Annotated in this window: 19 protein-coding genes and 1 pseudogene; 13 read left to right on the top strand and 7 right to left on the bottom strand. The window is 64.8% G+C overall.

Going from position 1 to position 26,485, the window contains the following annotated elements; translation table 11 throughout:
• Window positions 1-133: 133 nt before the first annotated feature.
• The 8 genes from LC490_RS01430 to LC490_RS01465 all read left to right on the top strand — a co-directional run bounded on the left by LC490_RS01430 (window position 134) and on the right by LC490_RS01465 (window position 14,701).
• Entirely contained in the window at window positions 134-1,834 is a 1,701-nt protein-coding gene (locus tag LC490_RS01430) for a GGDEF domain-containing phosphodiesterase (RefSeq protein WP_223619044.1), read from the top strand.
• 497 nt (window positions 1,835-2,331) lie between these two features.
• On the top strand, window positions 2,332-5,343 hold the full coding sequence (locus tag LC490_RS01435) for a winged helix-turn-helix domain-containing protein (protein WP_223619289.1): 3,012 nt from the start codon (window positions 2,332-2,334) through the stop codon (window positions 5,341-5,343).
• A gap of 464 nt (window positions 5,344-5,807) precedes the next feature.
• Window positions 5,808-7,928, top strand: a complete 2,121-nt coding sequence (locus tag LC490_RS01440) for a right-handed parallel beta-helix repeat-containing protein (protein WP_223619045.1) — start codon at window positions 5,808-5,810, stop codon at window positions 7,926-7,928.
• Window positions 7,929-8,439: 511 nt separating this feature from the next.
• On the top strand, window positions 8,440-11,283 hold the full coding sequence (locus LC490_RS01445) for a TonB-dependent receptor (protein WP_223619046.1): 2,844 nt from the start codon (window positions 8,440-8,442) through the stop codon (window positions 11,281-11,283).
• A 453-nt stretch (window positions 11,284-11,736) separates the two neighbouring features.
• Entirely contained in the window at window positions 11,737-12,195 is a 459-nt protein-coding gene (locus LC490_RS01450) for a hypothetical protein (protein ID WP_223619047.1), read from the top strand.
• On the top strand, window positions 12,192-12,545 hold the full coding sequence (locus tag LC490_RS01455) for a hypothetical protein (RefSeq protein ID WP_223619048.1): 354 nt from the start codon (window positions 12,192-12,194) through the stop codon (window positions 12,543-12,545). Before LC490_RS01450 ends, LC490_RS01455 begins: the two co-directional genes overlap by 4 nt.
• Window positions 12,546-13,030: 485 nt before the next feature.
• Window positions 13,031-13,624 carry a flagellar basal body L-ring protein FlgH gene (locus LC490_RS01460; protein ID WP_223619049.1) on the top strand — a complete coding sequence of 198 codons (594 nt, stop codon included), beginning with the start codon at window positions 13,031-13,033 and terminating at the stop codon, window positions 13,622-13,624.
• 306 nt (window positions 13,625-13,930) lie between these two features.
• A complete protein-coding gene (locus LC490_RS01465) occupies window positions 13,931-14,701 on the top strand; it encodes a class I SAM-dependent methyltransferase (RefSeq protein ID WP_223619050.1) in 771 nt (256 codons plus the stop codon).
• A 267-nt stretch (window positions 14,702-14,968) separates the two neighbouring features.
• Here LC490_RS01465 and LC490_RS01470 read toward each other — a convergent pair whose 3' ends face one another.
• Complete coding sequence (locus LC490_RS01470) at window positions 14,969-16,246, bottom strand: clostripain-related cysteine peptidase (RefSeq protein WP_223619051.1); 1,278 nt, start codon at window positions 16,244-16,246, stop codon at window positions 14,969-14,971.
• Window positions 16,247-16,562: 316 nt separating this feature from the next.
• On the opposite strand from LC490_RS01470, the pseudogene LC490_RS01475 reads away from it, so the two are divergent.
• The 3 genes and pseudogenes from LC490_RS01475 to LC490_RS01485 all read left to right on the top strand — a co-directional run bounded on the left by LC490_RS01475 (window position 16,563) and on the right by LC490_RS01485 (window position 18,056).
• A pseudogene (locus LC490_RS01475) lies at window positions 16,563-16,893 on the top strand (multidrug efflux SMR transporter).
• 523 nt (window positions 16,894-17,416) lie between these two features.
• Window positions 17,417-17,728 carry a hypothetical protein gene (locus LC490_RS01480; protein ID WP_031370237.1) on the top strand — a complete coding sequence of 104 codons (312 nt, stop codon included), beginning with the start codon at window positions 17,417-17,419 and terminating at the stop codon, window positions 17,726-17,728.
• 97 nt (window positions 17,729-17,825) lie between these two features.
• The gene (locus LC490_RS01485; protein ID WP_031370238.1) at window positions 17,826-18,056 is read left to right on the top strand and encodes a DUF6289 family protein; all 231 of its coding nucleotides are present in this window, start codon (window positions 17,826-17,828) and stop codon (window positions 18,054-18,056) included.
• A 178-nt stretch (window positions 18,057-18,234) separates the two neighbouring features.
• Here LC490_RS01485 and LC490_RS01490 read toward each other — a convergent pair whose 3' ends face one another.
• From LC490_RS01490 to LC490_RS01505, 4 genes are all read right to left on the bottom strand, one after another.
• The gene (locus LC490_RS01490) at window positions 18,235-18,909 is read right to left on the bottom strand and encodes a hypothetical protein (RefSeq protein ID WP_223619052.1); all 675 of its coding nucleotides are present in this window, start codon (window positions 18,907-18,909) and stop codon (window positions 18,235-18,237) included.
• 116 nt (window positions 18,910-19,025) lie between these two features.
• Window positions 19,026-19,553 (bottom strand): hypothetical protein, encoded by a 528-nt coding sequence (locus LC490_RS01495; protein ID WP_223619053.1) that lies wholly within the window; start codon window positions 19,551-19,553, stop codon window positions 19,026-19,028.
• A 308-nt stretch (window positions 19,554-19,861) separates the two neighbouring features.
• Window positions 19,862-20,737 (bottom strand): MBL fold metallo-hydrolase, encoded by an 876-nt coding sequence (locus tag LC490_RS01500; protein WP_223619054.1) that lies wholly within the window; start codon window positions 20,735-20,737, stop codon window positions 19,862-19,864.
• On the bottom strand, window positions 20,734-21,558 hold the full coding sequence (locus LC490_RS01505; RefSeq protein WP_223619055.1) for an MBL fold metallo-hydrolase: 825 nt from the start codon (window positions 21,556-21,558) through the stop codon (window positions 20,734-20,736). Before LC490_RS01505 ends, LC490_RS01500 begins: the two co-directional genes overlap by 4 nt.
• A gap of 135 nt (window positions 21,559-21,693) precedes the next feature.
• On the opposite strand from LC490_RS01505, the gene gcvA reads away from it, so the two are divergent.
• Window positions 21,694-22,620: a transcriptional regulator GcvA gene (gene gcvA / locus LC490_RS01510; RefSeq protein WP_223619056.1), complete on the top strand. Its 927-nt coding sequence runs from the start codon at window positions 21,694-21,696 to the stop codon at window positions 22,618-22,620.
• Between the two features lie 81 nt (window positions 22,621-22,701).
• On the opposite strand, the gene LC490_RS01515 is transcribed toward gcvA, so the two are convergent.
• The gene (locus LC490_RS01515; RefSeq protein ID WP_223619057.1) at window positions 22,702-23,118 is read right to left on the bottom strand and encodes a cupin domain-containing protein; all 417 of its coding nucleotides are present in this window, start codon (window positions 23,116-23,118) and stop codon (window positions 22,702-22,704) included.
• A 90-nt stretch (window positions 23,119-23,208) separates the two neighbouring features.
• On the opposite strand from LC490_RS01515, the gene LC490_RS01520 reads away from it, so the two are divergent.
• Window positions 23,209-23,655, top strand: coding sequence for a DUF6194 family protein (locus tag LC490_RS01520; protein WP_223619058.1), 447 nt, complete (start codon window positions 23,209-23,211; stop codon window positions 23,653-23,655).
• A 150-nt stretch (window positions 23,656-23,805) separates the two neighbouring features.
• On the opposite strand, the gene LC490_RS01525 is transcribed toward LC490_RS01520, so the two are convergent.
• A complete protein-coding gene (locus tag LC490_RS01525; RefSeq protein ID WP_223619059.1) occupies window positions 23,806-26,160 on the bottom strand; it encodes a CshA/CshB family fibrillar adhesin-related protein in 2,355 nt (784 codons plus the stop codon).
• Window positions 26,161-26,485 lie beyond the last annotated feature (325 nt).

A 26,485-nucleotide genomic window follows, 5' to 3' on the forward strand; every position in this document is an offset into this window, starting at 1 on the left:
AACGAAGATCCAACCGCGGGAAGAGGTAAATCGTCCGGCCTTTCTCCGGCCTTTCTATTGTTCGACGCTTAGGTGTATAGGTGTGACGCTGCTTGGCATTACGCGAAACTCGCGGCCTTAGAAGGGGCGTTCAATGCGAGACGTAACAATCCAGAGCGTCGCGAGCCCTCCTGGGACCGAGGCGCGATATCGAGCCGTCGTGCAGTCGGCTCTGGACGCGATCATCGTCATCGACGAACTCGGACAGATAACCGAGTTCAATCCAGCCGCCGAGCGCGTGTTCGGCTGGAGGCGCGAGCAAGTCATGGGCCTTGAGGTCGCAGAAGTCATCATCCCTCCAGACGTGCGGGACAACCATCGGCGGGGCTTTCGCCGGCATTTGATGACCGGCACCTCGACCATCCTCGACCGGAGACTGGAGCTTGTCGCCATTCGGGCAGGCGGCGAGAGGTTCCCCGTCGAGCTGACAGTGACGCGGATCGATGGCGGGACGGCGGCGTATTTCACCGCTTTCATTCGCGATCTTACCGAGCAGAAGCGATTGCTTGCCGCGGAGGCCGACCATGCTAGATACGACGTCGTAACCGGCTTGGTGCGCTATTCCGTTCTGGAGCCTCAGATGATTCGGGCGGTCGAGAACGCTGGGGCGTTCGCCGCGGTGATCTTTATCGACCTGGATCGCTTCCATGGAATCAACGGCTCTCTTGGCCATAAGAACGGCGACGGGGTTCTGAGGGCCGTAGGCGTTCGCCTGCAATCGCTCGCGAGCGAACAGGTCGCTGTATGTCACTTTGCGAGCGACGAGTTTGTCGTCGTCCAACAAGGCGGCGATGCGGCCGCGGCCGTACGTCTCGCCGAGAGTATTCGGAACCTGCTTACCTTGCCGTTCGAGGGCGAGGGTTACCGCGTGTTATTGACCGCGACGATCGGCATAAGCTACGCCCCCGCGCATGGCGACATTACGCTGGATCTGATGCGCCGGGCCCAAGCCGCCGCGGAGCGCGGAAAGGTTCTGGGCCGCAACTGTGTTTGCCCGTTCCAAACCGAGGACATGCAGGACATCGAGGACCGCATCGTAATGGGCGGCCTGTTACGCGAGGCCGTCCAGGCCGGCGAACTGATGCTCCAATACCAGCCTCAATTTTCGGCTTCGGATATGCGCCTGACCGGCTTCGAATCGCTGTTGCGTTGGAGCAGCCCTGTGCTCGGCGACGTCGCACCGGATAGATTCATACCGATAGCCGAAGGCTTGGGGCTGATCCGGGAAATCGGCGACTGGGTGATACGCGAAGCCTGCCGCCAGATCCGCCTCTGGCTGGATGCCGGCTATACCGGGTTCACGATCGCGGTCAACGTATCGCCGCAACAGCTGCGGCGCGCAGGCCTGCATCGCGCGGTCGACGAGGCACTGCGGGAATTTCGGGTGCCCGGCCATATGCTCGAAATCGAACTGACGGAAAGCTCGGTGCTAGAGAACCTGGTTCGAGTGAAGGATGAGCTTGGCAAGCTCAAGTCCTTGGGGACCCTGCTGACGCTGGACGATTTCGGCACGGGTCATTCTAGCCTCGCCTATCTGAAGCACTTCGCCTGGGACAAGCTGAAAATCGACCAGAGTTTCGTGCGGGGGCTGCCGCACAGCGTTCTGGACGCATCGGTATCGCGGGCGATTCTGACCTTGGGACGGGACCTGGGGCTGCGGGTGGCGGCCGAAGGCGTGGAAACCACCAGTCAGGCCGACTTCTTGCGCGAGCTCGGATGCGACGAGTTGCAGGGCTATCTGATGGGACAACCGGCGCCTGCCGACGCGGCTCAGGTTCATTTCAAGGCCGTCTGAGCCTGGAGGAATGCCGTCGACTGAGCTTGGAAGGCGCGCTGGCAGCGAGCCGAATATTTCCGACGAGCGCTCCAGGATCCCCTGACCGGTCGCTGCCTTGCATACAGACGCCGGCGGCGATCGTGTCCAAGTCACAGCTTGCCTATGTCATGACGGGCGCCACCAGGGCCATGTGGGGGGCACGTAGCTTTCAACGTCATGGCCTGGCGGCGTGGCGTTGAAGCGAGGCCAAGGTGTCACACATACGCCTGCGAACCGAAGCCCGGTTTGGACTGGCTTACCGACGCGACTCGAATTGCGGATCGGCCGCATTGGAGCGTAACCGCAGGAATATCGGCGTTGCCGCCGTCGTTTCGCGGGACCGCCTCGGCCAAGCGGATGCGGGACGCCTGGGCCGCGTCGGTGCGGCTCTGCCGCCTTAGTCATGTTGCCGATGTACCTGTCGAACGAAGCGCCTTCCGACCTGCGCTCGAGAAGGCGGTCGATCCTTGCCGAATATGCCGATTGGTTCCACCATCATTAGCCGCACGCTTCCGGAATGCGGCTGGCAGGCTCGCCGGATCGGAGCGGGTTTCTCGCCCGCCGATCGATTGCCCGGAAAAGCGCGGCTGCACTGGATCGTCTTCCCGGGCGTAGTTGCTTTGCGAGGTGAGATCACGATGACCGGCCCCTGGCCTCCCGACATCCGCTACCTGCAGCTGGCCGATCTGACCATCGATCTGCGTTTTCGCCGGCTGATCCACGCCGGGCAGAGCGCGGATGTGCCGCAACGGGTATTCGATCTGCTGGTGCTGTTCCTGGCCGAACCCGACAAGCTTCACACGCGCACCGAATTGTTCGAACGCCTGTGGCCGGGATTGATCGTCGAAGACACCAACCTGTCGCAGACGGTATGGCTGTTGCGCAAGGCGCTGGGCGAAGAGCGCAAGTCATGGATCCGCACCGTGGCCAAGAGCGGCTACGTCTTTCAGGCGCCCGAGCCGGTACGTTCGGTCAGTGAACCGCCGTCGGCGGCGATACCTGCAGAACCGGCGGCCGAGCAGCCCGCGGAATCGACTCCCGCGCAGGTCGACGCGCCGACGCCCTCGCTCGAAGCAGCCAGGTCGACGCGCAGTGCGTGGTCGCGCCACCGTGTTCGGCTGCTGGCACTGGCGGCAATCGGCCTGGCCGCGATCGCAAGCGCATGGTTTTTCAATCAGCGCACCTCGCCTGCCGAACCGCAGCTCACCGTAGCCTTGGTCACGATAGAAGACGATAGCCGCGCGGCTCGCTGGCCGGCGGAACTGCTCGAACAATGGCTCGGTTGGAAATTGGCCAGCCTGCCCGGCATCAATCTGCTCGACGAAGCGCAACTGGCCGCCGGCGCGCCGGGTTCGGTGAAAGTGCTGTTCCTGTCGTCGGCAACCTCGCCGAGCGACCCCGCAAAGATCAAGGTTTATGTCCGTTTGAGGGACCGCGGCAAGGAGCAGCGGCTGGAAGTCGAAGGTCATCGGTCGGACCTGCCGGCCTTGGTCGATTCCTTGTCCCGCCAGATCGTGAAGCGCCTGCAACCTGCTTACGCCGAGCCCTGGCCGGCCCTCGAGCTCAGCGCCGATGCCGCCGAGCGTTACGTGCAGGCAGCGCAGGCGTTCAAGCACGGCGACTGGATCGCTGCGGTGCATCTGGGCGAGGAAGTGATCGCCCGCGCTCCGCGTTTCGGCTTGGCGCGCATGCAGCTGGCGCTGGCACAGGCTCGTCTCGCTCAAGCCACAGCGGCCAAGGTGCAAATGGACCAGGCCGTGAAGTTGCTGGCCGGATCGCCGCCGCCGGTCATCGAACTGCTGCAGGCTCAACGCCTGGCGATCGACCCGACCCGCGGCCCCGAGGCTCTGGCGGCGTACGCCAAGTTGGCCGATCGCTCCCCCGAGACCGTGTCTCTCCAGCTTGAGTATGCGTGGCAGCTCATCAGAGCGGGCGAACCGCAACGAGCGCTGGAGCGACTGGCGGATCGCCCGGTCAACAACGACACCACTTGCATCTGCGTCGGTAAATGGTTGCTGCGGGCGAACGCTTACGCAGTGCTCAGCGATCCGGTGCGCATGCGCGCGGCCGCCAAGGAGGCAGTGGAGCTGGCGCGAAAGGCCGGTCCGGCATGGAATCTGGAGCAGGCCGATGCGCTCATGGTGCTGGCCAGCGCGAATGCCGGGCAGTTCCCCGAGCGCGGCACGCCGCCCGAATTCGAGCAAGCCGCGGTTCTGTACGAAAAGGGAGGCAACGCCACCGGCGCCTTGGAGGCGCGCGTGCTGGCGCGGCTATCCGCCCCGTTGCCGGCCGACGGCGCCGACCCCGCTTTGGAGGCGTTGCTCGCACGCGCCAACGCCGCCGGCTACCGCGGCCTGGAAATCCACATTCTGATCGCCAGCGCGAATCAACATGCACGGGCCGGCGATATCGCCGGTTATCGGTCGCGGCTGACCCAGGCGGCGGCGATCGCGAGCGCGACCGGCGATCTGATTCCGCTGACCGACTTGAATCTATGGTTGATGGCCGACGATTTGCTCAGCGCCCGCCTGAGCAGCGCTTCGGCCCGATTCAAGCAGCTCTCCGAGATGAAACTGCCCAGCGCGCAGCGCATGTCTTCCAGCCTCTACGCTGCCGACATGAGCCTGGTGCGCGGCGAGTACGCTCAAGCCTTGAAGATCATCGACCATGCCGAAGGAATCTTTCCGCCGACTCCCGCCGGGCAGCCCGACTCGGAGATGCTCACAACATTGATCTGCCTGCGTTCGCAGGCCTTGTTGACCATGGGAGAGCCGGCCAAAGCGCGCGCAAACATAGACCGATGCGCAAAAGGCGACCGAGAGAGCCTGCGCCACTTGGCGTTGAGCCTTCGCAGCCGGGCCGAAATGCTCGCTGGCGACCGGCCCCAGGCCAAGGCCTTATTGGAGCAAGCGGAGCAGGCACTGCCCTCGGGCGCAACCGATCGATGGGTCGCGTCCTTGGAAGACGCCAGCCTGGCGACACGTCTGGGCGAGTTCGACCGTTCGCAACGGCTCTACGCGCAAATGCTGCAGCCGATCCAGTCTGCGGGTTATGCCTTGCTGCTAGCCAGAGCCCTGGCCGGCCAGGCCGAGAATGCCGCCGCGCGCGGCGATTGGGCGCGCAGCCGCGATCTGGTCGCGGACGCGCGTCGCCTGATACCGAACGATGCCTGGAACGTGATCGCCCGGCTCGATCTGCTCGAAGCCGCCGATGCACTCGAACGCGGCGACCGCGCCAAGGCGACGGCGCTGGGCGGTGCCCTGCACCGCGAGGCGCGGCGAAGGGGCGACGCCGTTCTGGAACTCGAGCTGCATCGAATATTCGAACCGGGATCAATGTCCGGCGACTGCAGTCCGGCCGAGCGCGAAGCCTTGATTGCACGCACCGGCATGCGCGGCGCCGACGCGAATTGGCTCAATCTTCATTCCGCAGTTCCGGACGGCGGCAGCATCAAGACGCCCGTACCGGCAGGCGCCGGCTCGGACTGATTCGAGTCGGTTTCAATCGGCAAAAAAGCGGACTCCGGGTCCGCTGGGCGAGCCGATTTCCAGCCCTGCCCCTGGCTCGTCCGCACGCCTCTGCGAAAGCCCGGTGCTGGCGGCCTTCCACAAAATGCGTTCGGTTCTGGGCGCATAACACGATCGCGCCCCTTGCCTCTCGTCCGAGCGCGCAAATACGCGGACTTATCGCGATAAGCATCACAAACGTACAGATGCCATGACGACAGCCACTACGACGGCATGGCGGCGCATGGCATCAACGTCCGGTCCGATCTGCCAGCAGCCCGGGCGGAGCCCGTTGAGGTTCCGTCCGCCGGCCGCCGTGGCCAGAGCGGGCCGGTCGCGTTGCCTGCGATCGCCGCCGACTACTTTCACACCGTCATCGTCCAGGGAATTGCGCAGTGGCTATCGACTCTCGTAACTCATCGTCCCGGTGCAGGCGCGTAACGCGCATGCTGCCGGTTTTGTTTTTAAGCGGGCTGATCGTCGCCCCGGCCATCGCGGCGCAACCGCGCCTCGGCGGCGAAGGCCAGGCCCATGCGGGCTTGATGTGGCCGAGCGAGCCGCCGGCGAATTATTGCCAGGCCGGCGTCATGCCGCGCGGCCCGGCGGCGCCGCCGCAAGGTGCGATCGTAGTCCCGGCCGGCGACAACAGCGGTTTCGATTTCCGGCGCGCCGGCGTGACCTTCTGGTTCGAGCCGGGCGTGCACACCCTCGGCACGGACAAGTACAGCCAGATCATCGCCCAGGACGGCAATACCTATCTGGGCGGGCCCGGCGCGATCATCGACGGCCAGAACCGCAACCACTACGCCTTCACCAACACGGCGCAGAACGTCGTGGTGCGCTACCTGACCATCCGCAACTTCGGCCGCTATAGCGACGACCCGACGGAAGACTACGGCAACTTCGACCAGGGCGTGGTCAACCACGACGCCGGCGACCACTGGACGATCGAGTACAACACCATCGCCAACAACCGCGGGGCCGGCGTGTTCCTCGGCAGCCACAACAAGGTCAGCTTCAACTGCCTGAAGGACAACGGCCAGTACGGCTTCAGCATGTACAAAAAGCCGCTGCAGAGCGAGGGTCCGCCGACGCCCGAGCAACCGGCGCCGGGCCGTTCGGCCATCGTCGATATCGAGCTGAGCCACAACGAGATCGCCGGCAACAACGTCGACGACTGGGAAGCCAGCACCAAGTGCGGCTGCACCGGCGGCGGCAAGTTCTGGGACGTGCGCGGCGCCAAGATCGTCGGCAACTACGTCCACGACAACCGCGGCACCGGCCTGTGGGCCGACACCAACAACATCGACTTCCTGTTCGAGAACAATTACATCCGCGACAACGCCGGCGTCGGCATCTGGTACGAGATCAGCTACAACGCCACCATCCGCGCCAACACCTTCATCAACAACGGCTGGACCTCGGGCACCTCCGACCTCGGCGCGCCGGCGCCGGCGATCTACCTGTCCGAATCCGGCGGCGACAGCCGCCTGCCCAAGGACGTCAGCGGTTCGGACCTGCTGCGCATCTACGACAACTACTTCGAGAACAATTTCTCCGGGGTGTCGATCTACGAGAGCTCCAATCGCTTCTGCAACTCCAACGGCAACACCAGCCAGGTGTACTGCACGCCCTTCGTCCACCCGGCGCTGATCGTGCGTCCGGATCCGAAAAATCCGAGCAAGTACCCCGATCCGGTCAGTCATCTGCACCCGTGCTACACCCAGATCAACGGCGATGCGGCCTTGCAACGCGACTGCCGCTGGCACGCCAAGAACATCGAGGTGACCGGCAACGAGTTCTACTTCGATCCGGCGGTGGTGCCGTGCGGCAGTTCCAGCTTCTGCGGCGCGCAGGCGCTGTACGCCACCGGCGACAACAACCTGAGTTGGTCGCCGTACACCGTGCAGCAGGTGCAGAACGATGTGATGTTCAACAACAACAACCGCTTCGCCAACAACCACTACTACGGCCCCTGGCGTTTCGCCAAGCGTTACGGCGAGACGATGAGCTTCAAGAGCTGGCAGGCCGCGCCCTATCTGCAGGACGCCGGCAGCACCACCGACGGCTCGTCGTTCAACCTGCTCGATCCGCAAACCGCCACCCTGGAAGCGTCGGCCGGTCTGTGGACCGCGTGGTACGGCAGCCGCATCGCCCGCGCCGATGTCGGCCACGGCGGCGCGCACAGCCTGCAGGTGGTGGCCGAGGACAGCTACTGGGGCGTGGCCCTCGCCAACCATCCCGGCTACTTGTCCGACAACGCCGCCAAGCGCTTGAGCTTCTGGGTCAAGCGTGTCGCCGGCACCCCGCCGCTGCCCGCCAACGCGCGCGTGCGCCTGCGCTGGCTCAAAGAGGACGGCAAGCCGGCGACCGGCGATGAAGAAACCTCGTTCAGCGACGTTTCGCTAGGCGCGGCCGGCGACGAGTGGACCCAGGTGGTCGCCGATGTGCAACCGCCCGCGCTGACCGCGAGCGTGTGGGTGCTGTTGGTGGGCTCGGGCGGCTCGGCCAATCACAACGCCAGCTTCTACCTCGACGACATCGTGTTGCAGGACGCGCCGCAGTAAGTACAGCGCACGACGTGCCGCGAACGATGCGTTCGCGGCACGTTGACTGCGCCCGCACACCGTTCGGACGGCTCGCTCCGTGCAGCCGCCTGACCAGCCCTCGCACCGAAACCCGTTGGCTTACGGCTTCGGGGCGATCTCGCCTTGCGCACGATGCGCCGCGGGTTCGGAGCGTTACGGCCCGACTGTTGGTAGGTGAGATGCGTCGAGGTCCATCCCGGTACGCACGACGCGACCATCCAGCACGTATTCCATGACATGCCGGAACGTCCCGAGAGCGCTCGGCCCCGTCATGTGTGACATCGTTCATGTGTGACATTTTCGGCGCGATGTGCGCCGCACATGAGGACGATAACGTATGCGCCTCCAACCGCCGGTACGCACCGTGCGGTTCAGACCGTTGAAGTCCGATGCGGCCGAGTCCATCAGCCCAGCGGCGATGCTATGGTTCGATTTCGCCATAGAAGCCAGGCGTCCGGAATCCGCTTGGGTCTGATCGATACGGTTATGTATGGCCAGATTTTCTCACGCATTCATCGTTTTCCTCTCACTGACGGCCCCGCAAGTCGCGGTGGCTTATCAGGCCTCAGCGAGCGCTGCTCCGCCCGGTGGCTATAGCATTCCGCCCGGCGCCTTGGACGATGCGCTCAACGCCTTCGCCTCTCGCAAAGACGTGCAGTTGATCTATTCGCCCGCCTTGGTGGCCAAACGGCGCAGCGCGGGCCTCAGAGGCCATCCCGGAGTTCGTGAGGGCCTGGCTCGATTACTGGAAGGGACCGGCCTCACCGCAGTCGCGGTAAAAGCCAATGTTTACCTGCTTCAGCCCACACCGCGCCCGCGGACCGACGCGAGGCCGGCAGCGCCGAAGGCGACCTCCTCGCCGAGGTCTCCGACCCAGTTGGACACGGTCCACGTCACTGGAAGCCGGATTAAGCGCGCGGGGCTTGAGAGCGCACTGCCTTTGACGCTGATCACGCAAGAGCAGATTCGCGCCAGCGGCCATCAGACCTTGTTCGATGTGCTGCGCTTGATGCCGGGCATGACCGGTCACCATCCCCGCAATATCGCCAGCGAGGGCGGCAACAGCCAAGTGCCGACGGCAGCCGCGGCTTCGGCCAGTTTGTACTCGCTCGGCCCGCGCGCGACCTTGTTTCTCGTCGATGGACGACGCATGGCCAACTACGGCCTGGTCTCGACCGATATGGGCGCGTTGACCGACCTCAACGGCATTCCCTTGAGCATGGTCGATCACATCGAGATCGCTCGCGGTGGAGCGTCGGCCATCTACGGCGCCGACGCGATGGCCGGCGTAGTCAACATCATCCTGAAGAAGGACTACCGCGGGGCCGAGGTCGGCAGCAATTTTGGCGTGTCCCAGCGCGGCGACGCCGAGCAGCAACGCGAGTACGCCAGCTTCGGCGCGCAGACGCGCAGCGGCGGCAACGTTTTCGTCAGCGCCGATCACTTCACCCGTAATCCGCTGATCGGCAGCCAGCGCTCTTGGAGCACACTCGATCGACGGCGATTCGGCGGGACCGATCGGCGGATCACACTGGGCTTCCTGCAGGACGACGGCAACGTGCTCCCGATCGCAGGCTGCCGCAATCGCGATCCCACGCCATCCGGCGTCGAGTGCGGTTTCGACGCTCCGCGCTACAGCAGTCTGCAACCCGGTATCGCCAGCAACTCCTTGTACGCCCACCTGCGTCAGCCGATCAGCGAGAACCTCGAGGCCTACGCCGATCTGCGCCTGTCCCGGGTCGGGCTGGAGCTGCGCAACGCTCCGAGCCATGGGGTGATGCCGCTGTCCGGCGAGCACCCCGATAGCGAAAGAGCTCGCGACTATTCGTTCTTGAATTATTGGTTCTCCGACGTGGGGCCGATCGGCAATCGGGTCGTTACCACCAACCGGGACTACACCATCGGCATAAACGGCTACCGCCGAACTTGGGCCTGGGATCTGAGTCTGTCGCGCCGCGACAACGAGGTCGCCAATCGCATCAATGGCTTGATCTGCCTGTCGGCTCTCGGGTCGGTCGTCGACGATCGAAGCTATCGTTTCAATCGGGTGGACAGGAATTCCGATGCCGTGCTCGCCAAGCTTTCGCCTCCCATCGTATTGGGCGGGAAGATGTCGCTGGAAACCTTGTCCGGCAGCGTGGACGGTCCGCTGTTCGCATTACCCGCCGGCGACGTCCAGGTCGCGGCCGGATTCGAAGCCCGTCACGAGCATCTGAGCAACCGGCCGGACCCCTTGCTGACGAAAGGCGATATCGCGCTGGCGATGGACTTCCAGGGTCGAAGCGACCACCGCGATGCAGCCGCGGTCTATGCCGAGCTCAAGGCGCCGCTGCACCATAACCTCTCGATGGACGCGGCCTGGCGTTTGGATCGCAACCGGGGCTACGGCGATCAGATCTCCCCCATGTTCGGTCTGCGCTGGCAAGCTTTTCAGTCGCTGAGTCTGCGCGCCTCGGTTGGAGAGGGTTATCGTGCGCCTACATTGGCCGAGCTGCGTGGCCCGCTGCTGATCAAGCAACAGACGCTTTCCTACGTCCCCGCCGACGATTCGACCCGCCCCTGCCGTGACGAGTTCGACGACTATTGCGCCGTCGACCTACGCGCACGAGTCAACCCGAGGCTGAAGCCGGAGACATCGACCAACCGCAATCTCGGTTTGACCTGGACCCCCAGCGAAGACTTCTCGCTGACCGGCAGTCACTATCGCATCCGGCGCAGGAACGAGATTCTGCCGATCAATGCGCTGGGTCTCGACGAACTGTCCCCGGAAGCCTTGATTCGCGACGAAAACGGCGAGCTGGTCGCCGTCGCCAGCTATCTCGATAATGTCGGCAGCACCGAAGTGCGTGGCTGGGAGATCGAGGCCGAGTACAGTCACCAGACGCAGCGCTGGGGCGACCTCGATTTCAGCCTGAGCGGCCACTACACGCATCGCCTGCTCCGGCAGCATCGTCCGTCCGCGCCGATCGAGGACCATGCCGGCATCGAAATGCCCAGCCGAAGCGTGCTGGGCGATGTTCGCTGGAGCTATCGCGATTGGATCGTAACGCTCAATCTGTACTACATAGGGCCAACGACGGTGTCCGTGCCGGGGCCAAGCACTACCTTCACTTACGGCAGTAACGTCGACCACACGCGCCGTACGCCCAGCACGACCTTGGCCGGCATCGATATCGCTTACCGCGGCCTCAAACGTTGGCTGTTCAGCCTCAACATTAACAACCTTGGCGATCGCCATCCCGGCAACTACAACTACAGCAACGGTGGCTACACTATTGCCGACAGCGACCCGATCGGACGCTACTACTCGGTTAGTGCGACACATCAGTTCTGAACCGGACATCCGCTTCCTGGGCCGGCCTTTGCATTTCCGTATGCCGCGCAAGCGCGGCTCAGCTCCAAAGAGACGAGAGACAAGACCCGGTCTCGATGCGGTGGACTTCGGGGCAAGCATTGCTGGAGCGCGCGCGCGCCGTAGCAAGATGGCGAAACGGCTCTTTCAGTCCGTTCTCCGCTGTCGCCGCGGCACCACGGAAAGGCTTCTTGCTGGGTTATGGCGATAGCCCGTAATCGGCGACCGATCCCCGCCTAGCGAGTGCGGCCCAAGACCGCCCCCCTCTCTGCTGTCGGCGTTCTCCAGACCTGTCCTCGGCCGAGCGTTGTGCACGCATACGAATCAGCGACTTAGGATTCGCTGGAGACGGCCGCACTTGCTGTTGCCGGCGCCTGGCGTTATCAAGGCAATTCAATCGGATCATCGCGCCTTCAACATCGAAAGGATTCCAGTTTGAACGATCGGTATCGGCGCTCCGCACGGATCGCGGCGTTTTTACTGGCGCTCATGGCGTGTATCGGCCAGGCCCAGGCGCAGTTCGGGGCGAGCGGAACCAGCGACCTGCCGCTGCACCTCGTATTCGGCCCCTGGATCGTCCTGCTCGGCGTACTGCCGGTAGCGGGCTGGTTGCGCCCGTCCTGGCGGCCGCGGCTTTGCAAAGCGGCGCGTCGTGCGGTGGCCGGCTACCTCTTCATCGAGTTCGTTCCGCTGCTTGTCTGCATGCTGGCGGCCGGCCTGTTCGATGTATGGAAGAACGCCGCTTTGATGGCCTGGGCTCTGTCGATGCTGGGCGTGATCTTTTCCGGACTGGTACTCCTGTTATTCGTATCGGTGGCGCTGATCCTGGATTGGGTGTTTTCCTGTCGATGCCGGGCGCAGGCCGACCGGCAGCAACGCGAGCTGGCCCCATGACCCACCAAGGGCCGCTCGCAACCAATCCGCCGCCGGTGGATGCCCGGCTGACGAAACGCCATCGCCGCGCGCGTATCTGCGCGATCGCCTGCCTGATCCTGGCACTGCTGCTGGCAGCCGCTTCAGTCGTCTCCTTAAGCACCGGGGTCTTCGGTTGTTGGGGTGGCGCCTATGTGTTCCTGGCCTGCCTGGTGGTCCTCGGCGTCCCGGCGCTGATCCTGCTGCTGACGGTCGCCTACCTGAGAGCGTTCGAGTTGATCTGGCTGGGCGTCGCGATATGGCTGATCTATTTTGCGGTCGAGGTGGCCTCGCATATCCTTCCGCCGGTGTTTTGCAGCGGCTCCGGCTGAGGTCGCCGATTGCCGGCGGGCGTCGGCCCGCACCGAGCGTGAGTAATCCAACCGACCGAAGCCGCCCCGCGGCTCGGCTCAATCCGAGTATCCGCCGTCAAGATGAAGCCACACTCTGCCGCCGCGCTTTCGGCGCTGATCTTGCTCTGCCTTCTGTCCGCATGCGCATTCCCTGCCAGAGAGAAAGCCGCCGACCTACCCGACTCGGAGCGAGAGATCGCCGAGAACTGCGCACTGGCCAAGGAACGGCAGAATCAGGCGGCCATCGACCACTGGTGCCGTGAGCAAGCGCAGGGGAAGTGATCGCGATGGCCGACAAGCCGAAGCCGTTTCGCTGCTCGCGACGCCAGCGGTCTTCGTCGACATCCGCGTATGCTTACGCAGGCAGATTCGATGCGGCCGAGAACTGAGACCGGCCTGGGCTTCCCCCGCTACCGCAAGAGAAAAGGACTTTTCAGATGAGTACGCAAGCCGATACCCGCCATGTGTCGATCCCGGCCCTGCTGATGGTCGCGGCCCTGTGCAGCGGACCGGTCCTGGCTCGGAGCCCGGCGCCGCCGCCGATTCCGCCTCCGCCGCCGGAGCCATCCGGAGTGGTGCTGGAGGCGCCACCGATGCCGATGGCGCCGCCGCCGGCGTCCTCGTTGCCGCTCAAAAGCCCGGTCGACGTCAACGACTATCTCGGCTACCCGGCGGTCCAGCCTGCGCATCATGTCGGCGATGCCATCAGGGTGTTCGCGCTTAAATCGACCTGGGCCAAGCCACCGGCCGCCAGCAGTTCTCAGGACGTGTCCAACGACCTGCTGACCATCATTCCGGCGGAGGTGGTCGCCGTGAAGCCGGACGGCAGCGTGCAGATTCAGGGGCTGCTGGCGCTCGATGTCAGCGGCATGCAACAAACCTACCGGGTCTCCGGCTTGGTCCGCCGCGAAGACCTCGACATCGATAACGCGGTGGTTTCGAACCGGATCGCCGACGCCGGGCTGGAATTGGTCGACGATGGCGGAATGGATTCCTCGCGGCGCCAACGCGCCATCGAGAACATGTACAAGTTTCTGAGTCTGCAGCGGGCGCGATGACGGCTTTCATCCAGCCGCCTCAACACTAGCGGGAGGCGACCACTACCAGCGAGGTCCCTCAGGCGATGACGATCGCGATGGCGAACATCGCCCAAAGCAACGTCTTCCTGTTCTTTTCGTTCATCGATCACCCCTGAGTAACCCCGGCTGTTCTTGAATCCTAGCACCGCCCCCCTCGCAGGCGCCGCGATTCGTACCCAGGCTCTGGTTTGCGTTCGTTTGAGTCCTTAGCCTGCCAAGTTTCATGCCGCCTATCGGGGATACCCGTCCTCGCCGGAGCCGAAGCACGAACCAGGAGCCGTCCGAATGATCGACTACGACCTCGAGCTGCAACGCCACAACGCCGTGTTGCGGCGCGCGTACGGCATCCTCGCTTCCGATCGGGTCCTCGACATCGGCTGCGGGACCGGGCAGACGACACGCGAAGCGGCGCAACTCGCGGCAACGGGGTCTGCGCTAGGTATCGACCGCTCGGATGAGATGATCGAGCGCGCACGGGAACTCACTCGTGCAGCAAGGCTCGGCAACGTCGAATACTCATGCGCCGACGCCGAACGACATGGGCTGCCGCACGAATCCTTCGACGTGGCCATCAGCCGATTCGGCACGATGTTCTTCGAGCATCCGTTCGCGGCCTTCTCCAACATACGCAGCGCATTGCGTCCGCAGGGACGGCTGGTGATGATGGTGTGGCAGCAGCGCGATCGTAACGAATGGGCCACCGCCATCGAAAGCGCGTTCCCGCCCGATGAAGCAGGAGTCGAAAACTCCCCCGCCGCTCCGCCCGCCTTCTCCCTGGGCGATCAGGACTTCGTCAAACGCATTCTCGATGCCGCCGGCTTCGCTGCCCCGATGTTCGACGAAGTGCATGAGCCCGTCTTCTACGGGACCGACGTCGATGCCGCCTTCGAGTTCGTCTCCGGATTTTCTACCGTGCAGGAGAAGGTCGCCCGCCTCGATACCGGCCCACGCGAACAGGCCCTCGATCGCCTCCGCGGTCTGTTGACCGAGCACCAACAGGCCGATGGCGTCTGGTTCGATTCGCGTGCCTGGATCGTGACCACACACCGGAGATGACCCGCCCGCCGACATCGCGAGATCTGCATGCGTCATAGCATCGGTCTGCTACCGGGTGCGGACACGCCATACGACTTGGCCGTCACGCTCGGGGTCATCTCCCATTTTCCCGGCGACCTTTATGAAACCGTTATGGTGATTAGCGCCGGCGCCCTTATGCCTTGGTCGTGAACGGCAAGGCTTTACCCTCGCCCCCCGCACTCGCCAACGACGGAAGCGATCGCTCGCTTCCGTCGGGGCGTCATCGGGATCGCAAGGCGATCGCGATCAGTTGGTGGGCACCGAGAACACCGTCTTCAGGAAGCCCGGCCAGGCCGACTCCTGCACATAGCGAATCGGGCGATCGGTATTGCCAACCTTATAGCCGCCGCTGGAGTAGTCGGCGTTGAACTCCTTGGCGTTCTGCGGGAAGAACACCGCCAGACCGGTGTCGCCGTAGAACTTGTTGCCGATCTTGTTGCCGCTGCTGTAGTTCGCCTTGACCGCCAGCGCCAACGCGTCCTGCGCGTCCTGCACCGCGGCCTTGCTGTCGGCGTCGATGGCCTTGGTCTTGAGCGTGGCCAGCCACGCACCGATGTCCACCCCATAGGAAGTCTCGTACGGGGTCATCGCCTTGCGCGCATCGCGCGCGGCCTGCTTCTCGGCGGTGGTGGTCAGGCTTTCGGTCACCGCGTCGAGCGCGTCGGCGACCAGACCGGTCTTGCTCAGGTCGATCGAGGACAGCGTGGTGTGGCCCGACGGCTTGTTGGTGTAGTAGGCCTTGTAGCTGTCGACCACCCACTTGCCCAGCGCCTGCGCCTCGGTCGTGGCCGGCTGCTTGGCCAGATTGGCCAGGAAACCGTAATCCCAACCTTCGCCCGGCTCGAGTTCTTCGCTGCCGACCAGGAACTTGGCGCGATCGCGCAGTTCGTAAGCCGGTTCGATCATCGCCATCAGGCAGGCGTCGAAAGAAACGATGTCGAGCTTCTTGCTGCCAAGCGCGGTCTTGATCGCATCGGCGACGTCGGAGTTGTAGATGATATTGCCGGTTTCGTCGTCCGAGGACACCGAGCGGTGGGTGTTCTTCGCCCCTGGCGCAACGCGGAAGCCTTGGCCGTGGTTCCAGATCACCAGCATCGTGCGCTTGGCCGGATACTTTTGCGTGCCCCACTTGATGAACTCGGCGAGCGTTTCCTTATCGCCCATGTCGGTGTTCAACTTGGACTTGCCCAAGTCCATCAGCGCGCCCGCGGCCGTCGGCTTGTCGCCCTTCTTGACCCGGAACCGCTTGACGCCGGTCCAGTCGCCGTTGCTGCTGTCGTAGCCTGCGATGCGGCCGTATTCGACGAGGATGTTGACCTTGTCGGAGCTGCCGACTTTCGCCATCTGGTTCCAGTTGTGGACCGTGAACGGTTCCAGGTTGTTCTTGCCGTTCATGAACACCAGCACGTTCCACTCGGCCTCGGCGGCTTTGGCAACGGGTTTGCTCGGGACTTTCGCGGTCGCCGCGGCACTGCCGCAAGCGAACAGCGCCGCGGCAAGCAGTGACTTGTTTAACAGCTTCATGGATTCGATTCCTGTGTGGGTAAGGTAAGCCGCGCGCACGGCGCGCTACGTTCGCGCGGCGAAAGCGAGTGCACATTCGCTACAGGTAAAAGCGCAGGCAGGCGCATGTCTCCCCCGGCTACCCCAGCCGATCGCATGGCGATTTGTGTGATCCCTATAGAGGAACGCAGAGGAACACGATGACGACGCCCGCCTCGAGCGCGTCGAGGACCCGCCTTGCGACGCGCGAGTGCTCAGAGAAATCCGTCCGCAACAAGACTGTTTATCGCAGATCGACGCCACCACAATCCGTCGCTCCCAACCGCAGAGACGGACCATGAAACATTGGATATTCCTGGCTCGCGATTTTCGGCGAAGTAACGGCAACGTCCGCGCTCAAGGCAAGCGACGGCTTCAGCAAACTTGTTCCGTCGCTCGTGGTGGCCGCGGGATATGTGACGGCCTTCTACTTCCTGTCGCTTGCGCTGCGCTCGATTCCACTGGGTATCGCCTACGCCATCTGGGCCGGCCTCGGCGTGGTCCTCGTCACCGCGTTCTCGTGGATCTATTAAGGACAGAAGCTCGACCCTGGGGCAGGGGCCGGCATGGCTTTGATCGTGGCCGGAGTCGTCGTCATGAATCTGTTTTCCAAGACCATGTCGCACTGATGTGCGCGCCGACATGCACGGTCTGCGAATCGAATCCGGGCGCGGACCTCTGGGCAACTTCACCTCGCATCGGCACAGAGCGCGGCCAATGAACCGCGATGCATTCCGGGCGGCCATGCCACAGCCGCCAGGCACCGACCCGGTCTAAAGCGCAGGGCCGCATGGCCGCGGGTATCGACGGGAACGAATCGACGTAATTATCAGGCGCAGCGCGGGGTTACGGCGTTCCAGAAGCGACCTGCGTACGTTCGTCAGCGAGGAGCCGCATCGCCGCTTGACCCGCGTCGTTCCCGGCATGGCCCGGTTTCGGCCTTGAGCGATGGCGGGCACTGCCTAGTATCGACCCGGGGCATCGGACGCGCACGGCGGCTTCGCATGGAGCGAGTGTCCTGCCTGCCCCGCGAACGCGCGGACAGGTTTCCGCTGCGCAGGAACTCGTGCACCGACGTCCTCGCCATGGCCGCGGGTGCGCATGCGCCGCGTCGGCAGGCACTCCATCGGTCTCAACCTACGAGGGAACAAGATGAAGATGCTTTTGAAAGTATTGGTGCTGGGCACTGCGCTGCAGGCCGCGGCGTGGTCGACGGGTGTCGGCCAGGCCCAGGCGCAAGCAGGCAACGGCCCGAGCAATCCGGACTATTCGTTCTGCGCCGAGGGCGAAATCGCAGTGGATTATCCGCCCTACTGCATCAACCCGAACGATCCGGGCACCGGGCCGGGCGGGCCGGGCTCGGGCGGAGAGTGCGTGCCGCCGCCTTGCGTGCCTGGCAAACCTTGCCTCGATCCCTGCCCTTCGTTCGACCCCAATCAAACCGTACAAACCGTCTCGGCCTGAGCGTCGATGGCCAGGCACGGCGGAAGCCGGCGCCTGCCCGTAGCGGAGCGTGTTTGCCTTGTCTGACTGCCACCCGGCCCCATCCCTCGGAGGATTCATGAAACGTCCCGTCCGCACCGCTCTGTTGATCGCAGCATCGCTTTCCGCACTGGCCTTCGGCGCTTCGGTCGCGCGCCCGCCGCCGACCGGTTCCGGCTGGATCGAATACAAGTACTACGACAGTTCCAACAATCTGGTGGGAGCCCGGTTGATCGACTGCACCGGCATCGTCTCGACCTTCGGTGTCTCGCAGGGCCGTGTCGAGGTCGAGCAAGGCCCCTGCTTCTGAAGCGCTCCCCTCGGACTGACGCGTTTCGATCGCTCATGCGATCGCGACCCGAAGTCTGAATCGTGCACGGAGCTTTCCCCGCCAGTCGAGGAAGCTCCATCAGCGGCGGCTGGGCTGCGCGGTCAGCCCAGCCGTCCATATTCGGCCCTTGCTGAATTTGCGCCCTCGTGGGCACCGCTCAGTCGCCGATGCCCCGCGGCAAGGCCAGCCCCGCTGAGCCCGCGACCACTTTGCGTACGCTGGAGACGGCGGCCGACGAAAGCGACCGGTGCGCCAGAAACGCGGGGGTCTGGCCGCCGATGTCGGTCAACGACAAATAGGTCAGTCGCGTCCCGGCACTGGTCGGGGTCATGGTCCACTCGCCGCGCGAGCGCAGCGCAATGCAGTCGGGCTTGGGTTTTCTGCCGACATAGTCGAGGGATACGAACTTCACCCGTATCTCTCCGTTGGCCAGGGCCCGCCGCTCGAAACGCATGGAGTAGCAGCGATCGCTGGTGACCGGCGTGCTGAGCACGTCGGACCAGATCGCCTGGTCCGGTCCGCGCTGGACGAAGCTGCGGCGGATGTTCTTGTTCTTCTCGTCTAGATACTTGCCGAGCAGGTAATCCGCAATGGTTTGCGGCGAGGCTTTCAGCGAGGTGGTGACGCGAAGCTCGTCGAAACGTTCGCGGGGAACGCTGCGGGCTTCCAGGCGGATGCCGTCCTTGTCGCTGACCGTCCGCCACGCCGGGGCCTGTGCGCCAAGATTCGCCGACCAGGCGATCGGCAAGAACGCAAGGCAGGCCAAGTACCGGGCCAGCCCCTCGCGGACGGCCGCGACCCGACGGGTCGCAAGCGTGTGGAACGAAACCATGACTCGTCTCCCCGGCACTGAGCCGTTCCGGGGATTCGATGCCCAGGCCATGACAGGATCAAGACAGGCGAGATCCGATCGGCCGAATCAGGCTAGTTCGCTTGCTCGGCCGCAGCCTAAGTGCCGCATTCGAGATCCGCCGCGCCCATGTGGTCGAATCCCTGCAGCGTGAGACAGGATTTTCCCAGCGCACAATCTTGAAGATCCACAGACATGACGTTCTCCGGCTTCGGGCCATCGATGCGCAGACCGAACATGGCCTCGACCTCGCGCGCGCTCACCTTTCGATCGAATGTCACGGACAGGTCCTGCAGCTCTCCGTGCTCCCATTCAAGGTCGACCTCACTGATCGGCGAAGGCAGGGACTTGGCAACGCTGAGCGGAAGTGCTGGCCCGACATTGTAATTAGTTGTAGCACCGAGACAGGCGTCACCCCAGTCCATGCGGTCGAAATCGGCCGCGCAGCCGTATGTTTTGTCTTGTATTCCGAAACGCTTTTCGAGCATGCAACCGAAATCGGTTGCCTTCATTCTCGGCCACGTCGCCAGTTCGGGCGGCACCAGCTTGATAACGAAGGGTTTTTTTGCGGGCAGGGCGGCGAAAACCACATCCGCGCAAGCAATCGTCAAGACAGCGATAAGCACTGTTTTTCGCACAGCTGACACTCTCCTTGTATTCGGATTTCAGCCTATCACGTGCCGATTCGCGAACTCGGACAGTGCAAGCGAGCGCCGATCCGGACACTCTCATCGACATCCGTCATCCAGGCATTGCAAGACGATCGTCTGCGTCGCCCACGACAGGGCCGAGCCGGTGCCATGGACCTTATCGCTGCCGGTCTCGCCCACAGAAAGAAACTGTAGCGGTGCAGTGATTCGGTCGGCAGCCGGGAGTGAAGGGCCGCGGTTCGTTCGAGCGGTCCGACGTATGCGGGCCGACCTTCGAGCTGCCCTCACTGTCCCCAATCGACCCAGGCGCCCGGCGTCAGCGGCTGTATGTCGATCGCCTTTCCACGAGCCGCCTTTTTCAATTGCTCGATCGGGTCGGCGACCTCCACGTATTCGTCCATGCCGGACACGCCGTAGTGGATGGGGACCAAGCGTCTCGCACCCAGGATGGTCGCGGCGGCAACGGCTTGCTCCGGCGTGAGCACGCCGGGCTGGCCGCTGACCGGCTTGCGCCAACCGAAACGCGCGCCGTTGACCGGCAGGAATGCCGCATCGAAGGGGCCGAACTGGCGGCCGATCCGCCACCAGTGCCCGTGCCAGAGCGTGTCTCCGCCGTGGAAGATGCGGCGCCCGCCCGCCGATACCACCCAGGACACTTGCGGGTCGCCATAGCCGTCCGACGCCGGCACGGCCGTGGCGGTGAAGTCGCCGATCAGTTGCGGCTCCCACAGCGGGCTCGGCCGCACCCGGGCCTTGGCAGGCAGCGGCAGCGGGTTCGTTCCCGCCGGATGCGCGAGGACGCCGCCGTTGCCGAGCGCCTGCGCGACCGCCTTCGCGTCGAAGTGATCGCCATGCGCATGGGTAATGAGGACCGAAGCGTCGCCCACGGCATCGCCGACCGGAATCAAGGCGTCCTTGAGCGCTGCGCCCCATTCCTGCGGATTCACCAGCGGATCGATGAACAAGGTGGCCTGCGGCAACTGCAGGCGGATACCGGCCCAGGCCAGCCGCTGGATGCGCAAGCCGTCGGCGCGGCCCGCCGCGAACGCGGCACCGCCGAAGGCCGCACCACCCAAAGCCGCACCGGCCAGGCCGGCGCAGCCGAGCAGGAACTCGCGGCGACGGATGGGTCGGCCCAGGATTTCGTCGTCGCGGCTCATGCGCAGCGCTCCCGCGAGGCCATCGCCGTATCGAGCTCGAACACCGACTGCGCGACGATGACCTCCAGGTTGCGCTGGTGCCAGTCGCGTTCGAACGGTGTCGGTTCGACCTGCGGCGCCAGGCAGGCTTCGACGGCGATCGCGGCGAGGCGCCGCTCGATCTCCTGTCCTGCGGCTTCGTTGCGAATGCGGACGACCTGATCGCGCAGCCGATCCAGGTAATGGATCGCGTTGTCGAGCACGGTGGCGGGGAATCGCCCCAGGTGTCCGCCGATCACCGTGCTCCGGCCGAACTGCCGTATCCGGCCGATCGCGGCACGGATCAACGCGGGGTCCGCCTTGGACAGGTAGACGATGTTGCCGACGATGTTGTCGCCAACGCAGACCAGGTCGGCGGTGGGCACATCCACGCTGACGTGGTCCATGGTCTTGCCGGGGTTATGCACGAAACGCAGTTCGTGTGCGCCCCAGCGCAGGGTCATGGTGCTGTCGAAGACCAGCCTCGGCTCGCGATAGAAATCGTCGACACGCCGGTTCTGCGACAAAAACGTATGGCGATGATGGCGGTGGGCGAGCGTGAGCGCGTCGGGGAACAGCGACAAGCCCGCCATGTGGTCGCTCATGTAGTGCGTCGCGGCGATGGCCCGCACGGTCTTGCCCAGGTCCTCGCACAGGACCCTGCGCATCCACTTCGCATCGTCCGCGCTGCTCAGCGAATCGACGAGCAGAACATCGTCGCCATCGAGAAAGGCGGTGGCGACCGACTCGTAGTCGTCGCCGACGAACATCAGTACATCGGAACCCAGGGACTCGAATCTCATGACCAATGCTCACCATACTGCGACGGGCCATCATTGCCAGCGCCCCGGGCGCCGACAAACGAGATGTTTTGAGGCCCTCATTAGAAAAACTAACTTGATAGGATGCGCGCTTCGGTCCGCGAACCCGAGGCGCTCTTGAAGTCACGCCCCCCTGCCCCGCTCAACGCCCTACGGGCCTTCGAAACGGCCGCGCGCTGCCTGAGTTTCCAGGAGGCGGCCGGGCAGTTGTTCGTCACTCCGGGGGCGGTCAGCCACCAGGTCAAGCGCCTGGAGGCCTACCTCGGCGTGAAGCTGTTCGAGCGCGGCCACCGCGCGGTCGAGCTGACCGCCGAAGGCGCCGCGCTGGCGGCGTCGTTGAGTGAACTGTTCGGCCAGCTCGATCGGGTGCTGGACCGGGTCGCCGCTCCCGCGGCGGTGCATCTGCGCGTCAGCACCGTGGAATCCTTCGCGGCGAAGTGGCTCGCGCCGAGGCTGCACCGGTTTCACCACGACCATCCCGATATCCAACTGCGCATCGAGACCGGTAACGAGCGCGTCGATTTCGTCCGCGACGGCATCGACGTCGCCATCCGCTACGGGCCCGGCGCCTACACGGGCGTCCATGCCGAGCGCTTGCTGGATGCGCCGGTGTTTCCGGTGTGCGCGCCTGCGCTGGCGAAGGACGAGGGCCGGCCGCTGGCCACTCCCGACGACCTGCGCCAGCACACCCTGCTGCATGACGAAGGTTCGACCGGGCGCACCGGCGTACCGGATTGGGCCGCCTGGCTGGAAGCCGCCGGCGCGATGGGAGTGGATGCGACCCGAGGCCCGATGTTCGCCAGCATGTACCTGGCCCAGGAAGCCGCCGTCGCCGGACACGGCGTCGCCTTGGGCGTCGCCCCTTTGGTCGAGGAAGACGTGCAACGCGGCCGCCTGATCAAGCCTTTCGACGGTTCCCTCGACAACGCCTACGCGTTCTGGATCGTCCGTCGACCAGGCGCCGACACGGCGCCGGCCGTCGATGCGTTCTGCCGGTGGTTGCGGAAGGAAGCGTCCACGAACGCGGTCCCTTCGTCTAGCTAAGGGACGTCGCTAAAACGATCGTCGCGCCGCCCCGCGGCCATGAGTGGGTGGAGATGCGTGCCGGAGCGGCCGTGCCCACCATCAATGCAAGTGAATCGCCAACCACAGTGCGCCCTCGGAAACACGGCGCACGCTATGCGGCGTGCCGGCAGGCAGGAACAGGTAGTCGCCGGAGCGCAGCTCGACGGCCTCGCCTGCGACCTCGAGCGTCGCCTCACCCTGCAGCATCGCCACCCACTCGTCCTGGGTTTGCACATACTGCGTCGGCGTGACCGCCGCCGAACTGACGATGCGCTCGATCACCAGGTTCTTGTGAGTGAGCAAGGCTTCGAAGCGCTCGCCTTGCGCCGGCGCCGCGGCATTCGCAAACAGGTTGTCGATTCGCATGAGGATGCTCTGGGTGGGACGCCTGGCGTCAGGGGCCAGCCGGGCCGCGCCCGGTCCTGGTTCGGCTGAATTATCGGACAGGCCGCCCGCACGAACCGGGATCAGAAGCACTCCGAGCTCTCGATCGACCGAGCCGGATAGCGGCTATCCGCGCAGGCCCGATTGCTAGAATCCCCGCCCGCAGAACGGTGAGACAAACTCGTGACCCAAGACGAAATTCGGCGGTATCTCGCCGCAAACGGCTCGGTTCGCATCCAGGTGGCGGCGCGCGAAGACGGCAGCCCGGAGATGGCCTGGGGCGATACCTTCTGCTTCGCCGTGGGCGCCGACGGGCAAGCGAAGAAGATGCCGTTCGTCACCATCGTCACCAAGGACTATGCCGGCTTCGACGAGGAGTCCCGACTCGATCGCGGCCTGTACCGGGTCAACCTCGATGTCGGCAAGGCGAAGTTCGAGGCGCTGTTCGGTTTCGCTCCCAGAGATCTGGCCGATCGTCGCGGCGACTTCGACTTCGCTGCGGTCGATACGCTGATTCCGCACCCGACCTATGGCGCGAACGGCTGGGTGTCGATCGTCGAACCGGGCGAGCGATCGCGGAACGCGCTCGAAGAGCTGCTGGCTTTCGCGATTCATCGGGCAACGCACTGAGTTCGCGTTGCGGCCTTGGGCGGAGGCTCTCTCCCCTCTGGAGCCGCAGCCGACCTGTCTGTGGTTACCGCGGCAGGCCTCGTACCGTTTCGCCTGCCGTCATAGCCGACGCCCGGCGCTCGATTGCACTTGCCGCCCGCCTTGAAGGAATCAGTTCACCGAACAACTCAGGGTGATGGTTACCGTCGCCCCCATCGGCAGAGTGCCCAATGCGACGCCTGCGTCGAGCGCTGCCAGGGTGATCGGCGCGGCCGGACAACCCGCGCCGCTGCAGGTCGGTGGCGTGGTGCAGGTCAGGCCGATACGGCTCGCTATCGGGTCGGCGACGATCGCGCCGGTCACGCTGTCGGGTCCGTTGTTGGTGATCACGATGCTGTAGGTTTGCGGCGCGCCCCGGCTGACGGTATCCCCGGCCTGGTCGCTCGGACCCGCCACCGGCGTGTTGGTCTTGGTGATGCTGAGATCGACGATCGGATTGCGGGTGTTGGCGAAGGTGCAGGTCAGGTCGTCGCCGACCGCCGCGGTCAGGCTGAAGCTGGTACCGCTGCCGCTCGGCGTCTGCCCGCCGGCGAGCGCATTGGCGCAGGTGTAAGCGCTGGCGTAACGGGCCAGGTCGGCACCGGCCGCTGCGGTCTCGGACAAAGTGTAGGTGCCGCCGACATTAGCCGGATTCAGGGCCGCCTCTCCGTTGACCTCGGTGCCGGTACCGGTCGTCGTAACGGCCACCGGCCCGCCTGGGCCGGCGATGTTCAAAGCGAATTGGTCCCCGCTGACGAAACGGCCCAACGGCAGCGATTTGCGCAGACGCAGGATCGGGCGTTTGCCGTTGCTGAAGGTGCAGGTGATGTCCGCGGTCGACGACAGCGCGCTGCTGGGCAAGGTCGCGCGGCGATTGGCCAGATCGTAGATCGCCCCGGCGACGGCGGAACCGCCCGACTGAGTGCAGGCGATCGCGGTCAGCGTCCAGTCCGCGGGCAGCGTCGCCTCGGTGACGACCAGGCTGGCAGCGAGATCGTCGATCGAGACCGGCGTACCGGTCACCGCGGTTCCGGCCGTCGCCGTCGTCAACGCGGACGGCTGGCTGAGCGTGTTGGTGGTGGAAAAACCGAACGGACCGCCGGCGCCGGCCTGGGTGATCTTGGCGACGCGAATCTTCGGATCGGCGATGGTCACGGTGTAATCCTCGACCTCGCCGGTGCCGGCGACGCCGATGGCGTTGAGGATCTCGAGCGCATTGGTGGCCGTGCGCACGCGCAGGAAACTGGCCCCGGGCGCGATGTCGGCGGGCACGGTCCAACTCAGGGTCGCGCTGCCGGTCGCGCATATCGCGGTCGCCGAACGCTCGTCGCTGTCGAAGGTGCCATTGCGGTCGAAATCGATCCAGCCGGCCAGCGACGCGGTGCCGATGCAGCTCACCGCGGCGGTGTAGGTGTTGCCGGACAAGCCGCGATACAGCGGCGCCAGTGCACCGGTGTTGACGCCGTCTTCGTCGTCGGCCGCGCCGTCGCTGTCGTCGCCGAGCGCATTGGCGCTGAACAGCGATGCGCCCTCGACATCGGCCCGCGCGCCCAGCAAGGCCGTCACCGGCTGCGCCTGCGTGGCCAGCGTGAAACCCGCGCCGAAGATGTTGACGTTGCCGGCCGGCAAGGTCCCGCCGTTCCAGCTGTATTGCGGGACGTGTCCGGCCAGGCCGTAGCTGTTGGGCGCGTCGCCGAAGTCGGCGACGTTGAGCATCACGCCCAGCGCAACGGCCTGCAGGCCCGAGGTCGCCGGCCCACCTTGCAGGACGATGTTCGCGCTGCTGGCGTTGTCGATGAAGAACACGCCCATCGGCGCGATGTCGCCCACGCCGCGGCATTCGCCCAGGGTGGAGAAACGGTAGGTCACGCCGGTGCGATTGACGTTGTAGCCATCGGTGCAGCCGGTGCCGCGCAGGCGTTCGATGACGCGCATGGTCGCGCCGGCCGGCAGCGCCACTTCGGTGTATTCGCCGGGGCTCGTGGTTTCGGCATCGGCGAACACCAGGCCATCGAGCGCATACGGCACGCCGCCGAAGGTCGCCGAGCAACTGTAGGTAAAGGCGACGTTGGCGCCGCCGACCCGGTTCATCAGGCCGATGTCCATGGTGTTGGATGCACCGGAGCCGCCGATGTTGTAGAGGTCGTCCAGGCCGTCGAGGAAGAACGCGCCGGGCCGGCTGATACGCAGGTCCGGGTCGGTGGCGGCCGAGGAGATGTTGCTCAGGCTGCACGACACGATCAGGGTCTGCCCGGCGATGTTGAAGGTGTTGGTGACCGACGTGCCGCCCTGCGGGATGCTGTTGGGCGTGGTACCCCAGTCGAACCACAAGATCTGACTGCGGTATTGGCCAGAGCCACCGGTGGCGTACTGAGCGAACGTCGGTGGCGCGAAACAGGTCAACAACAGCAGCGCGGCCAGGACAACGTTGGCGCGGCCGCCGATGCGATGACGGCCTGCATCGGCAGAGCGATCGCCTGCCGTCATCGCGCGCACTACGAGAGCCTCGGCGAATCCAATGATCGATCCCCATTGGAAGCGACGCCCCTCAGGCCCGCTGCTCGCGAGCCCCGTCCGACCGATCTCGCGCATGTCCCACCCCTGCCTGCGACACATAAATGTGACGAACGTCACCAAATATACCCGGACCGCAAGGCCGAAGTAAGCGTGCCCGGTCGTTTTCCGCGGCGCCCGTATGGAGTTCAGAGGTCCAAACCCTTTGAATACGGCCTGTGCGGGACCTGCCCAACCGGCGGGTGAACCTGAGTGCGCCCGACGACCGGCCGTTCCGGAAAGATGGGCGGCCTGGGAT

It is taken from the genome of Lysobacter sp. ESA13C, assembly GCF_019970005.1.
In the GTDB taxonomy this organism is placed as follows: Bacteria; Pseudomonadota; Gammaproteobacteria; order Xanthomonadales; family Xanthomonadaceae; genus Lysobacter; species Lysobacter antibioticus_B.